Annotated in this window: 12 protein-coding genes; 9 read left to right on the forward strand and 3 right to left on the reverse strand. The window is 33.7% G+C overall.

Annotation, left to right across the window (positions count from 1 at the left end):
- The first annotated feature begins 241 nt into the window (after window positions 1–241).
- From CQA44_RS09710 to CQA44_RS09720, 3 genes are all read left to right on the forward strand, one after another.
- The gene (locus CQA44_RS09710) at window positions 242–799 is read left to right on the forward strand and encodes a hypothetical protein (RefSeq protein WP_115547048.1); all 558 of its coding nucleotides are present in this window, start codon (window positions 242–244) and stop codon (window positions 797–799) included.
- A 94-nt stretch (window positions 800–893) separates the two neighbouring features.
- On the forward strand, window positions 894–1,511 hold the full coding sequence (locus CQA44_RS09715; protein WP_115547049.1) for a hypothetical protein: 618 nt from the start codon (window positions 894–896) through the stop codon (window positions 1,509–1,511).
- Between the two features lie 42 nt (window positions 1,512–1,553).
- Window positions 1,554–2,138 carry a hypothetical protein gene (locus tag CQA44_RS09720; RefSeq protein WP_115547050.1) on the forward strand — a complete coding sequence of 195 codons (585 nt, stop codon included), beginning with the start codon at window positions 1,554–1,556 and terminating at the stop codon, window positions 2,136–2,138.
- 112 nt (window positions 2,139–2,250) lie between these two features.
- On the opposite strand, the gene CQA44_RS09725 is transcribed toward CQA44_RS09720, so the two are convergent.
- A complete protein-coding gene (locus CQA44_RS09725) occupies window positions 2,251–3,453 on the reverse strand; it encodes a replication-associated recombination protein A (protein ID WP_115547051.1) in 1,203 nt (400 codons plus the stop codon).
- A 428-nt stretch (window positions 3,454–3,881) separates the two neighbouring features.
- On the opposite strand from CQA44_RS09725, the gene CQA44_RS09730 reads away from it, so the two are divergent.
- The 4 genes from CQA44_RS09730 (at window position 3,882) to CQA44_RS09745 (ending at window position 7,313) form a co-directional block, all read left to right on the forward strand.
- A complete protein-coding gene (locus CQA44_RS09730; protein ID WP_258864989.1) occupies window positions 3,882–5,096 on the forward strand; it encodes an ABC transporter permease in 1,215 nt (404 codons plus the stop codon).
- Window positions 5,093–5,866, forward strand: a complete 774-nt coding sequence (locus tag CQA44_RS09735) for an ABC transporter ATP-binding protein (protein WP_115547052.1) — start codon at window positions 5,093–5,095, stop codon at window positions 5,864–5,866. Before CQA44_RS09730 ends, CQA44_RS09735 begins: the two co-directional genes overlap by 4 nt.
- A 15-nt stretch (window positions 5,867–5,881) precedes the next feature.
- The gene (locus CQA44_RS09740) at window positions 5,882–6,649 is read left to right on the forward strand and encodes an MlaD family protein (protein WP_115547053.1); all 768 of its coding nucleotides are present in this window, start codon (window positions 5,882–5,884) and stop codon (window positions 6,647–6,649) included.
- A 67-nt stretch (window positions 6,650–6,716) separates the two neighbouring features.
- Complete coding sequence (locus tag CQA44_RS09745) at window positions 6,717–7,313, forward strand: hypothetical protein (RefSeq protein ID WP_258864990.1); 597 nt, start codon at window positions 6,717–6,719, stop codon at window positions 7,311–7,313.
- A gap of 549 nt (window positions 7,314–7,862) precedes the next feature.
- Here the strand turns inward: CQA44_RS09745 and ppk1 are convergent.
- Window positions 7,863–9,989, reverse strand: a complete 2,127-nt coding sequence (gene ppk1, locus CQA44_RS09750) for a polyphosphate kinase 1 (RefSeq protein ID WP_115547055.1) — start codon at window positions 9,987–9,989, stop codon at window positions 7,863–7,865.
- Between the two features lie 165 nt (window positions 9,990–10,154).
- Here ppk1 and CQA44_RS09755 point away from each other — a divergent pair, with 165 nt between their 5' ends.
- Together CQA44_RS09755 and CQA44_RS09760 are read left to right on the forward strand one after the other, a co-directional pair.
- A complete protein-coding gene (locus tag CQA44_RS09755; protein ID WP_115547056.1) occupies window positions 10,155–11,654 on the forward strand; it encodes an aminoacyl-histidine dipeptidase in 1,500 nt (499 codons plus the stop codon).
- An 8-nt stretch (window positions 11,655–11,662) separates the two neighbouring features.
- Entirely contained in the window at window positions 11,663–13,339 is a 1,677-nt protein-coding gene (locus CQA44_RS09760; RefSeq protein WP_258864991.1) for a phospholipase D family protein, read from the forward strand.
- Window positions 13,340–13,745: 406 nt separating this feature from the next.
- On the opposite strand, the gene CQA44_RS09765 is transcribed toward CQA44_RS09760, so the two are convergent.
- Complete coding sequence (locus CQA44_RS09765) at window positions 13,746–14,021, reverse strand: helix-hairpin-helix domain-containing protein (protein WP_115547057.1); 276 nt, start codon at window positions 14,019–14,021, stop codon at window positions 13,746–13,748.
- Window positions 14,022–14,144: the final 123 nt, after the last annotated feature.

Below are 14,144 nucleotides of genomic sequence, written 5' to 3' on the forward strand. Positions count from 1 at the left end.
ATTTAGTGTATTGTTGTAGAAACAATAACCTTTGGTATTCAATTCCAACGGGGATTGTAAAGATTTTGCTTTACTTTTAAGTATTATAGTTTTTCGTTAATTTGTTTTTTATTGAAAATATCTTGATTTTTTTTTTCTTTTTTGTTACTATGCCATAACAAGAAAACTTGGGATAGTCCTTTATGGATATATCTCTCTAGTTTTTTAGTATTACTCTATATCTATGTCAAAGGTGTAAAAAATGTTGAATTACAAACAAGTCTTAAACCAGTCAGTAAAAGTTGGTTTAGCGGCAGCGGCTGTTTTAGTATTGGCAGCTTGCTCTGGGAAGAATTCTGCAAAGAAAAGCGGTTATCAAACTGAACTAGAACCAAGTGCTAGAAAGCTTGCAGTTTATAAAGCAGTAGGTTATTCTATCGACCCGCAGTTACCTGCTTATGAGCCAAAAACACTTAATGAATCTGCAAGAGGTATTGCAGTAGCTTATAGTATTCCTTATAATTGTAAAGTGTTGGGTGAAGTAGAAGGTAAAGATGAAGCTGGTGGTAAAGCAGGTCCAACTTTCGAGCAAATTAGAGAAGGTGCAACAAACGATTTAAGAAATCAGGCTGCTGACCTTGTAAGAGGTGGACAAAGATTGATGCTTTCTATTTCAAAAGAAGCTATGATTTGTCAAGTCAGGACTAAAAAAGACAAATACCAAGAAGAAGATTGTACATTATGGAATAAGCTCAAACCAAATTCTCAGATTCTATCTTATAGAATTCATGCTAACGTATTTGAATGTGGTGAGAAATAAGCTTATACTTGAGGCGATAAGAAATTATTATTGTTAGAAAGTGACTTTATCCTACCAAAAGCTAAAGTCAAATAAAAATAGAAAGGTGAAGATTATGCTAAATAAAAATATTATAAAGGCAAGTTTAGTTGCGGGCTGTATGTCATTGGCTATGTTTAGTTTTTCTGTTGCAGATGATGATGTAAAGGTGGAAGTAGAAACAGAAGATACGCAGTCATATTCTGGTTCAAGTGACACCAATACATTGAAAGGCACAAAACCTAGAGAAGAAAATATAGATGTAGCAAGAGAATTGACAATCACTAAATCTGCTCCCTACTCATACTATAAACTACCACAGTTACCACAATATACCCCCAAGCCACTTATAGAAGAAGCGAAAGGGATTGCTGTTGTTAATGGTGTTCCATTGAATTGTAAGCTTTTGGGTGAAGCAGAGGGCATTGATAGTTCCGATGGCAAAGCAGCACCTTCATTTGAACTCATTAGAGAGGGTGCATTAAATGATTTAAGAAACGGTACTATGGATCTTGTTGATGCAAGAGATAGGGTTATTTTAACCCCTGTAAAAGAAGCAATGACCTGTGAGCTTAGAACTGAAAATGACCAATTTGAAGAAAAAGATTGTACACAATGGACACAGATTCCAAGTAATGGAAAAATTCTATTTTATAGAATCCATGCCAATGTGTTTGATTGCGGTCCTAGATAGAGAATGATATTCTTTAAGTTAAATTAATATTAAGGTGGAAAGATGTTAAATAAGAATTTAGTTGATAGTTTTTTAAAATTTGGAATAGCGGTAGGCACTGTGTCTCTGTTGGTAGCTTGCTCTTCTAAAAACGATACTAGAAGCTCTGGGGGTTCAAAAAGTAAGGTAAGTTATAGCAGAGAATCTGAAGTTACCGTTGATGCAGCAAGAGAAATCACTATTACAAAAGTAGCCCCCTATATTAAAATGCCTCAGCTTCCTGCTTATGAACCCAAGAAGCTTAATGAAGAGGCACGAGGTATTGCGGTGGCTTATAGCGTACCCTATACCTGCAAGCTCCTAGGTGAGGTAGAGGGTAAAGACAACTCTGACGGTAAAGTACCACCTTCTTTTGAGGACATTCGTGAAGGTGCTACAAATGATTTGAGAAATAAAGCTTCTGAATTAGTTAATGAAGATAGTAGGATTTTAGTTAAACTAACAAAAGAAGCTATGATTTGTGAGATGCGTGTTAAAGATGGACAATATGAAGAAAAGGATTGTACAGCTTGGCAGAAGATTCCTCAAAATGGTAAAATTCTATCTTATAGAGTTCATGCCAATGTATTTGAATGTGGCACCAAATAGCACTTACTCTTTATATAAGATTTAACTAGCTTTTTATCGGGTTAAGATTTATTTCACACTTTGATATATTAGGTAGCAAAAACTACCTAACGTTTTTTATTATCCAATACTTTTAATTTTTTTTTAATCCCTTGATTCTCATTAGCCATTCCTGCAAGGTCTTTTCAAAACCCATGTTTTTATGTTGTACGTATCTTTTCCCCTTATGATATACTTGTGCTACAAACCCTCCAAAATCATGAGGATACTGATAATCTTTGCTGTTTTTATATAAATAATAGGGTATTTCGTCTATACCTTTTTTTGTATCTTCCAATGCCGCATTAATTGCAATATAGGCACTATTACTCTTAGGCGAACAAGATAAATAAATCACACACTGTGCAAGAATAATACGTGCCTCGGGATATCCGATTTTGCTTACTGCATTCATTGTGCTCACACTAAGATTAAGTGCATTAGGATTAGCATTGCCAATATCTTCACTTGCCAAAATTACAAGTCTCCTAGCAATAAACTCTGGGTTTTCTCCTGCTTGTATTAAACATGCAAGATAATAGATAGCAGCATTTTCATCACTTCCCCTGATTGATTTAATAAGAGCTGAAATATAATCATAGTGTATATTTTTATCTCGAATCCCTTGTGAATGTTTTATAATCTCTTGTAGCATTTCTAATTTCACTTCATGATTAGAATCTATATCTAAGGCAATATCAAGTAATTGTAAGAATGTCCGACAATCTCCTTGCTGCCTATCTAAAAGCCATTGTTTCACGTGTTGGAATGAATGTTTGGGTGGATATTTTTTTATAACTTTCTCATAAAGATGTTCTATATCTTCTTGTACTAATGCCTTGAATTCAAAAAGCAATAACCTACTTCTTAATGCCGCACTTAATGTAAAAAAGGGGTTTTCTGTGCTTGCTCCAATAAAGCTAATGGTATTTTTTTCCAAAAGTGGCAAAAAAAATTCTTGTTGAGCAATATTCAATCTATGAATTTCATCAATGAAAAATAAGGGCTTCACAAGCGTGTGCGCATACTGTGCTAAGTCTCTTTTAAGAGTCTCCAATTTAAAGTTGGTTGCATTGTACTCTAAAAAGGGTTGATTATTTTCTCTAGCAATAATGCGAGCTAAACTTGTCTTACCACTACCCGGAGGACCAAATATAACAATATGAGGCATTAATCCAATTTGATTCCGACAGGAATCAACTATAATTTTTAAAGGCGCATTTTTCCCCAATAAATGTTTTTGACCAATAAAATCTTTAAGGTCTTTTGGACGAAATTGCTCTGCAAGATTGCGCATTGTATTCTCTTTATTAATTCTCTTTCTAAAAAATTATATCATAAAGCATGTTTTTATATGCCTTATTTTAGTTTGCATGTGAAATGTGCGAGACTGTGTATTTCTAATATAAATATTTCTAAGAACATAAAAATTAAAAGCTTAACATTTTGTAGCAAAATCAACACAAAAGATTATATCCTTGCTTGACTATAACAAAAAATGGGGAGGGGGGTATCTGTACTGCTAAGAATTGTAAAATACCACATTGTGCTATTATAGAATCTTGTAATATGCTTCAAGTCTTCTAACATATTATTTGTAAATCTAAAATCAGTTTAAGTCGTTTAAGCTAATACATTAGCTATTTTATTCCCATAATTAGATAGAATCCAAACCAACTAACAATATTACATCAAATACATGAGGTTATGGAGTAAGGAGATTTTGTGTTTGTTGTAAATGATGAAAAACATTCATTATGTAACAATTTCGCTAGCATACAAGTTCCAGATAATGCCGTAATTATAGAGGGAAACTGGGATAGTTTTGTTAAACAAGCCTATATCAATGCTCTAAGCACGCAAATACAAAAACACAAAGAAAATATTCATATTTTTTTCAAGCGAGCAAAAGTTGGTATTATCCTTATGTTACTTCTTAGAGATACTCTACAAAAGCATCATATCACTAAGGTATCCCTTTATCTTGATAATCCTCAGATTATGTCATTATTGCCTTTTCTTCTCTCTGATTCATATCAAATCTTTGTGAATGATATAGCCTATGAATCTCACAATATAGAATATACACAACAAAAAATTTTTTCATATAATGATTATCAGATTCCATCAAAAAAAAGTATTTTTGTTCAGTTTTTAGAGAATCTTGGCAAATGGTGCTACAGTTTTTATATGAGCGCACTAGCTTTTTTTAACTTTATGGGAATGTTTTTACATTTTTTTGCTCTTTCCTGTCTTAATCCCTCTAATTTTCGACTTAACTCCTTAGCATATCACGTCTATGAACAAGGCTTTAAAGCCCTACCTATAGGGTTAGCTGTAGCGTTAATTGTGGGTTACGCTATTACACTGCAGGGAGCATATCAATTGAACTCTATGGGTGTGCCTATTATGAGTGTAGATACAACAGCTAAACTCGCTCTAAGAGAGATGGGTCCATTTATTTTGGCTTTAGTCATTGCAGGGCGCAGTGCCTCAAGCTTTACAGCACAACTAGGTTCTATGCGATTAACCGAAGAGCTGTCTGCTATGCAAGCTATGAATCTTAATCTCTTTTATTTTTTAGTGATTCCTAGAATCTTGGCTTTAATCATCGTCATGCCCTTAATGGTTTTTGCCGCAGATGCAGTAGCATTATTTGGGGGTATGGTAGCAATCAAGACTAGTGTTAATATAGGATTTGAAATGTACCTAGAGAGATTCTATGAAACGGTATCAATTACGCACTTTTGGATAGGAGTAATCAAAGCTCCTGTATTTGGCGCAATTATTGGTATTGTGGGCTGCTTTCGTGGTTTAGAATGCAAGGGCGACACACAGTCTATTGGCAAGATGACAACCATTAGCGTAGTAAATGCAATCTTTTGGATTATTATGGCAAATGCAATTTTCTCTTTCATTTTTACAAGGTTTAACCTATGAACATTATTGAAGTGGATAGTCTTTGCACAAATTATGGAGAAACAATCATACACGATAATATTAGCTTCCATGTTAATAAAGGTGAAATATTCTCTATACTTGGTGGTAGTGGTAGTGGCAAAACCACATTACTACACACTCTGATTTTCTTGCATAGACCAAAGAGTGGTAATATTAAAATTCTCGATACTGATATATGGAATCTTAAAGATACTAAAAAGCATATTATTATGCAAAAAATGGGAGTAGTATTTCAGTTTGGGGCACTCTTTAGCTCTCTGACAGTGCTAGAAAATATAACAAGTCTCCTAGAGGAATATTCGCATTTTCCTGCACATCTCTATCCAGAGATTGCAAAGTTTTGGCTATCGAATGTAGGGCTTGACACTAGTGTGTGCAACAAATATGCCAATGAGCTAAGTGGTGGTATGAAAAAACGTGTCGCATTAGCCAGAGCACTAAGCACAGAGCCGGATATTTTATTTTTGGATGAACCTACGAGCGGTTTAGACCCCGCAAGTGCTTGCAAGTTTGATAATCTTATTTTATCATTGAAAGAAAAATTTGGTGTAACTATCGTCATGATTACCCATGATTTAGACAGTATTAAAGATGTAACTGATAGGTTTATTCTCTTAGCAAATAAAAAAATTGAATTTAGTGGTACACTTAGTGATTTTGCCAAAGAAGCAAATTCAGGCAAGCACAAAGGCAGTCTCTTTCATTCTTCAAGAGGCGAAAAATATTGGAGAAATATTGAGACTAACTAACAACAAAGGAAGTATATGGAGCGCGACATAAACTACGTATTAATTGGTGTAACTTTTTGTGCCTTAACAATAGCCATGATTGCGTTTATCTTTTGGATTGGGAGATTTGGCATTGATGAGAGGAGGGCGAGAATCTATCATGTTTATACGCAAGATGAGATTGCAGGCATTAGCACCAATACCCCAGTTAAATATAAGGGAATTACTGTGGGAAATATCGTAGGACTTAGATTCAAAGATGGAGAGATTGGCGTTGTGCAAATAGATGTTGCAATCAATAAAAAAATTCCTGTGCGCGAGGGATCTGAATTGATATTAGATTCAGATGGATTTGTGGGGATGAGTTATCTCAATCTAAAGCAGAATGAGAAAGGTAGCATTATTACAGATGATTCTAAAGCATATCTTACTTTATCTAAAAATACCCTAAGCAAAATACTAGGTGATGCCGAAGGAATGAGTGCTGATGTGCAACAGATTTTGCACAATATTAAAGTGATTACAGACAGCAAGACATTAGAAGAGATCTTAAATATGCTTAATTCCTTTCAAAGTACGCGTGCCTACCTTGATGAAACGCTTATAAGCACTAACAAGCTAGTAAAAGATTTGAACAAGGCATTGCTGCGTGGGGATTTTAATTTCAAAGAGATTCTAATCCCCATTATGAATAGAGCACAAAATAGTCTGTATTTACTTAATACTTTTTTAGAAAAAGTAAGCCATTTTTTTGATAGGCTAGAGAGAGACCCTTATGATGCTTTACTTGGCAAGCGCAACTAGCTCTTGATAGTAATCACATTATAAGGAATGATAAAAATCTACAATATTTATAACTATAAGGATAAATATGCGTTTTATACAATATCTTGGAATTTTTACTTGTATAGTATTGTTACAGGGCTGTGTTACTGTGAAGTTAAAATCTGTGCTTCCTGAGCAAGCATACTATAGCCTTGATAATATCAAACTAGAACCCTCTTGTAAAACTATGAACACTTCTTTGGGCTTAAATATCTCGGTTCTTTCTCCATTTGATGGCAAGGATATTCTAGGCTATGATGAAAAATCACAAATAGAAATATTGCAGCATTATAAGTGGATTGATTTACCCAAAAACATGATTCGCAATAACGTTATTAAAGCAGGACTTAATCATTGCATACAAATCGAACAAAACCCCCCTATTAGTCAAAAATTAAAAATATTACAAATAAACATTAATGAATTGTATGTTTTGCAACCAAAGACTAAAGTACAGTCTAAGGATTCCAAGGAGAATTTTTATACGGGATATATCTATTTGCATTACGAACTTATGGGATATGATTTGAAGCGACTTAAAAACGGCATTATTGTAGCAACTTCACAGGATTCCAATCCTGCCAAGTCTTTACAGAACGCCGTGAACGAAGCACTGCAAAAAGTGTTAATGCAAGTCAAGTAGATTACATTAACACTAATTTTGTAATTGATGAGTATTTGAACTGTGATAGCAATAAGTAGATACAAAACAAAGAAATTGTACTAAATTGACATTTTATATGCAAAAGCATGTATTTCATTATTTCAAAAAAATAAAAAATTTGCTTCTTACTTTATATGTCTATTTCTCAAATAGAGAAATAGAGTTTGTGAGCAAATGAGGTTAAATCCATGAAAATCTCTCAAAAACTACAATAATTCTATTAAGAATCAATTGACAGGTTTGTTTGTGCTAGTTTTATGAGACAAACCCTATGATTAACTACAGATTATTGGCTAGCTTAAGATACACACCAACCACATACAAGACCATCGCAAGACAACTAGACAGAACACAAAACTGCCTTTTACTAGACTATAACATCATAACCAAAAACACAAAGGCTCTTATATATCATATTCCCAAGCATTTATCAATTTTTACCCTGCACTATCGCAAACTCTTAAAGCAAACAAGAATGGCACTTACCCTTTTAATCTTCAAATAAGCTTAACAGGATTAACAAAAAACCTATGATTCTCCCATCATTCTCGTTACTAGTTTATTCATTTTCTCATTTACTTTTTTATTGGCATTGTGAATCTGATTTGTCATACGTTCCCACGCATCTTGGGAGCTTAAACCACCGTCTTTTGCTTGCACTTTATAGTATTCTCCATCGCTTTTAAGCTCATAACGTTGCAAAGTATCATTTAATTGCAAAGTGAGAATCTGCATAAGCTTTTCAGCAACATGAGATTCTATGGCTGGCGTTAGCAACTCTACACGACGTTCCAAATTTCTCGGCATAATATCAGCACTTGCAAAATAAATAGATTCTTTGGCATGCTTAAAGTAATAGATTCTAGCATGCTCTAAATATTTTCCTACAATAGAATACACATGAATATTTTCACTCAAATCTTTTACTCCCGGCTTTAGACAGCAAATCCCACGAATAATTAAATCTATACTCACTCCTGCTTGAGATGCCCTATATAGCGCATTAATAATGTCTATATCAACACAAGCATTTGCTTTCATAATAATTTTACCTTGCTCTTTATGTGTAGTTTCATCTGCTATGAGCCTTAAAAGATGCTCTTTAATCTGTGTTGGTGCAGTATAGAGAGAATCTAGCCTAGCATACTTAGAACTTCCCGTAGAGAGAGAATGAAAAAATTTGACTGCATCTTTGGCAAAATGAGTGTTTGCACTTAAAAGGCTTACATCTGTGTATATTTTTGCACTTTGTGCGTTATAATTGCCCGTGCTTAAATGGACATATTCATGAAGCTTATCGCCATTTTTGCGAATAACTAGTGCTATTTTTGCATGTACCTTAAGATTTGGAACACCATAAATAACATGTGCACCCGCAGATTCCAAAGACTTTGCCCAATGTAAATTGTTCTCCTCATCAAACCGCGCCTTCAATTCTACAAGCACAGTCACTTGTTTGTTTTCGGTAGCCTCCATAAGAGCATTGACAATAGGTGAATTATTCCCTACTCGATACAAAGTCATACGAATAGAGAGTACATCTGGGTCTTTTGCAGCTTGCTGGATAAAATTCACAACCGAATCAAAACTTTCATAAGGGTGAAACAATAGCACATCTCCTTTATCAATGCAATCAAAAATATTTCCTGCACTATCTAGTGGTGGCAACACTTTCGCTGCATACTGCGACAGAGTTAAATAAGCATACTCTTTAAGTCCGATAAGCTCCCAAAAGGCATTGAATCCAAGAGGGGTTTGATACTGATAAACATCTTCTTTTGGAATCTTTAATTGAGAATTCACAAATTCAAGTAGCTTTCCATGCTCTGATTCTTTTTCTATAATACCTACTTCAAGTCGGACAATCTCACCTTTTTTACGAGACTTTAATCCCTCACTCATAAGGGCAATAAAGTCGTCTGCTTCATCTTCTTCAATCTCCATATCTGCGTTTCTTGTAACACGAAAGGGCATATACGCAATAGTTTCATATCCTTCAAATAACTCATCGGCAAATTCCCCTACAATACTCTCAGTAAAAATAAAAGAATCTCGATTTACTCGGACAAATCGCTTTAAAACACGGGGTATTCTAACCATGCCATATTTTATCTCCTTGTTTTCTTTGTTCCTTAACATAATGGCAATAGCAAAGCTAAGATTATTTAAATGGGGAAAAGGATGAACAGAATCCACCACAATAGGCACAATAATAGGATATAAATAATTTGTAAAATATTTATGCACTTCTTGTTTTGTCCGCGCATCAAGCTCATCAAAATTTCGCAGGATTAATTTTTCTCTAACCAGAGATTTTTTTATCTCAGCATACAATAGGGTAATTTCTTGTTTTTCTTTGTTAATATATTCTCTAATTGCAGTAAGTTGTTCTAAAGGAGTAAGTTTATCAGCACCGCTTTCGGTTACGCCATTAGCAAACAATCTTTGCAGCCCTGCAACACGAATCATATAAAATTCATCAAGGTTTGTGCTATAAATTGCAAGAAACTTTAATCTTTCCAAAAGAGGTAATTTAATGTTTTTTGCCTCATTAAGCACTCTAGTATTAAATCTAAGCCAGCTTAACTCACGATTAAAATAATTTTCCTTTTGATAAGATTCATTTGTTGTACGCTGAATTTTTTCCTTTTGCATGATAACTCCTTAGAATCTCTGTAATGATATTTTACACTATTTTTAGAATTTATATCATTTGCCTAAATACTTTATACCACTAGATTAAACTTTAAAGCTTATATCTTTATTTTAAAATCAACATAACATAGCTATAATGCTATGTTATGTTAATAAGGGGCTAAAATGTCAAACGAAATGCTTTCTATTTTTAATCAGATTACTGCTATTCCACACGGCAGCGGCAATACAAACAAAATGCAAAGATTTATAGAATCTTTTGCGAAAAAATACGGTTATGCAATAAAGCAAGATAAAGCGGGAAATTTGTTAGCGCATAGAGAAAGAGCGCAACCAAAAATTTGTTTGCAAAGTCATTATGATATGGTATGTGTAGGATTAGCAGCACAGAATGCCCCTCTTACGCTCGTGTATGATAAAACCAACAAAGACGGTATAGAGAAAACATGGCTCAAAGCACAAGATTCAAGCCTTGGAGCAGACAATGGTATGGGCATGGCGATTATGATGTATTTTATGACAAAAAACATCAATGCGGAATTTCTCTTTACCAATGATGAAGAGATTGGCATGATAGGGGCAAAAAACTTAGAAATTCCTATAGAATCTAAAATTCTCATTAACTTAGATTCCGAAGTTCTAGGCGAAATTACAGTGGGTTGTGCGGGGGGATTTGACTGCTCTTTCAAAAGCGACTTTGAAATACAAGAGATTCCCTCACACTGGCATCGCTATATTTTACAATCACACAACTTTGCAGGGGGACATAGCGGGCTAGATATTAATAACCCTAAACCAGAATTTCAAAATGCCATTCTAGCAAGTGCAACTTTTTTATATCATCTCACACAAAATAAAGACAACCCTATAACACAACCATTATATATTATTAATTGGAAGGGGGGAGAGAAACGCAATTCTATCCCCGTTAATTCTAAGATTATCTTAGCTACCCCTCAACAGCTAGATTTAGAATCCATTAATACACAATCTGATAGATTTTTTAGTATGCAAAAACTAAGACATGCAACAAATGAGAATCTTAATCATGAAAATAAATCTCGCAAAACACATGCCCTAACATTTAACACTCTTTATGATGTGATAACAAGCATGCATCTAGGAGTCTTAGAAAAGAGAGGAGAGAATGTGCAAAGCTCTTTAAATCTCTCACATATTTTCTTTGACAATGGACATCTCGAAATGGCTTTTATGGGTAGGGCAAACACAAAAAAACTTTTAGATTCCAATTTGGAAGCACTACAAGCTACATTATCACAATCCTACATAAATCAGATTCCAAACACATTGGCATTGCAAACAAATGAATATTATAGTCCTTGGGAAAGATACAAATCACAGAATACACAATCCTTAAGCCCGCATTCTAATTTTCAAAAAATCTTAGATTCCATGTTGCAAAGTATGGAATCTAAACTCCATCACTTACATATTAAACCAAAGGTAGTAGAATTACATGCAGGACTTGAGTGTGGCGTTTTGCTCTCTTGCTTTCAAAACATGGGATTACAAGACATTATCGCGTTAAGCGTTGGACCCACCATTAATTCACCGCATTCACTTAATGAATGTGTTTGGATTGAAAGCGCAGAAGTTCTACTTGTAATCCTAGAAGATTTTATAACAAAAATATCACAAACATAATGAGCAAAATGATAGATATAATCAATAAAATCAGCATGAGTTATTTGTATTCTGCCTTAGGTGTATTTATTACCTGTCTCAATACCTCCTTATTATATATACTAATTGTTCTAATTTTTACTGCCTGCTCCCCACTCACCTCGATTAACCACGACACAAAGTCAGAATACATGCCACAATACAATACTTTCAAAGGTCCCATTGCTACACCCTACAAGGAAGAGCTAAAAGGGAATAAAGATGGCGCATTAATCATTGCTGATGGCACAAGTGCCTTATTACATAGACTAGCTTTCGTGCAAATGGCACAAACAAGTATCGATATTCAAACCTATATTTATAAAAATGAGCTTACTTCGCGACTTTTACTCTACGAGCTTTATAAAGCTGCCGATAGAGGAGTAAAAATTAGAATCCTCATTGATGATAATGGAATCTCATCAGATTTTTATGACATTATGCAGTTAGACTCACATAAAAATATAGAAGTTAGAATCTTTAATCCTTATTTTTTTAGATTTGGCGCATTCCGCGTGTTTGAAGCAATATTTGATTTTAGTCGCATTAACAAGCGCATGCACAATAAACTTTTTATATTCGATGATACTGCGCTTATTGCGGGAGGCAGAAATATTGCTGATGAATATTTTGATAATGCTTCAGTCAATTTCACTGATACAGACCTACTCTTTATTGGGAACATTGCTAAAGATGCAAGAGTGAATTTCGAGCAATTCTGGAATTATAAACGCAGCATTCCAGCAAATTTATTTCCTAGCAAACGGGCTAAACAAAAATATAACAAAAAATCCCAAAGTCCCAAAGAAACAAAAAAATATAATATTAATGATAAGGATTGGGAAGAGTATTTGCGTGATATAGAAGAATTTAAGACAAAATATCATAAAAAAGAGTTTCACATTGCTTGGGGCGATGGAATCTTTTTAGCTGATTTACCAAGCAAAGTGGATAGGGGTGATGAAATGATTAAAACGCCTATTTTAGATACTCTTGTGTATAATCTTAATCAAGCAAAACATTCTATTATTATTTCTTCATCATATCTTGTCCCTGGTCCTGCCACTTTGAATGCGTGGAAAAGCTTTATGCAAAGAGGTATAGACATCAAGATTCTAACAAACTCATTAGCTTCTGTAGATGTTATTCCTGTGTATTCACATTGGGAAAATTATCGCGACAAGCTTGCGCTTATGGGAATCAAAGTCTATGAATATCCTAATTTTGAAACACAAAAAGCCAAACTTAAAAATAAAGCAAAATTTTATAACAGTCAAAAGGGGAGGATAAGCTTACATTCCAAAAGCATGATTATTGATGAAAATATTATTGCGGTAGGAAGTTTTAATCTTGATTATCGTTCTGCCATGCTGAATACGGAAAGTATCGTATTCTTTAAAAGCAAAGAATTGGCACAACAATTAAAACAAATTATACAAACACAAATGTCGCGCTCATATAGAATAGTTTGTGATAATAAAACAAAAAAATGTCATTGGGAACTGCAGGTGCCAATCAATCTAAAAGAAACTCAAGAAAGAGAGACAAATTCTCAAGAACCCATACAACAAGAAGAAATCCAAAGATTCTATCACCCACCCAATACAAGTCTATGGCTTAGAATTTACAAAACAGTGGCAAAAATTATGCCTGAAAAACTCTTATAAGGTAAAAATTTATAAACAAGGGCAAAACAATTATTACAATATAACAATATAAAGGTTATTTCCTAATCAAATTAAATATTCTTGATTTGCAGCAATATGTGTATTCCATTGAGAAATTAAAAATGTAAGACATGTAGAATAAATCTTAAATTCAAGGTTTTTATTCTGTGAGCTACAACCTTTCACCAAGAATTGATCTAAGATTAAGAAACTCTAAAGAACTCAATGCCTTGCATGGCTGATAGTTTATGAAACAAAATCTTAGACATTTAAGTTTCCTAAATAACTATTTCTTTAGGAATTTCTTAAAATAAAACTACAGTTATATACTAGACATACAACAAAACAGATTTTGAATTAAAAGCTTAGAGATATTGTCTTACGCCACTGCTTATTGCATTCTCTGCTACTTTTTAGTAGGTTGAGGTTTATTTTGTAATACATTTCCCACAGTAATGTCATTCTTAATTTTATCAAAGATTCCTTGTCCTATGCCATTTACTTGCATAATATCTTCAATCTTTTTAAAACGTGTTTTTGTGCGATAAGCAATAATTGCCTTTGCTTTTGTTTCGCCTATTCCGTTCAGAGTCATAAGTTCTTTTTGACCCGCTGTATTAATATTGACTGCAGCAAACAAAAAACTTGAAAATAATAGAATGAGTAGAATAACTTTATTCATTTTGTTTTTCCTGATAATCTAAAGTATTGTCTTAATATTATATAAAATTATAGATAAAAGTTTTTTAATTTTATATAAATTTCTATATTTTTTCAAGTCTGTTGATTTAAGAGATTTTAGCAG

The organism is Helicobacter sp. MIT 14-3879, from assembly GCF_003364125.1.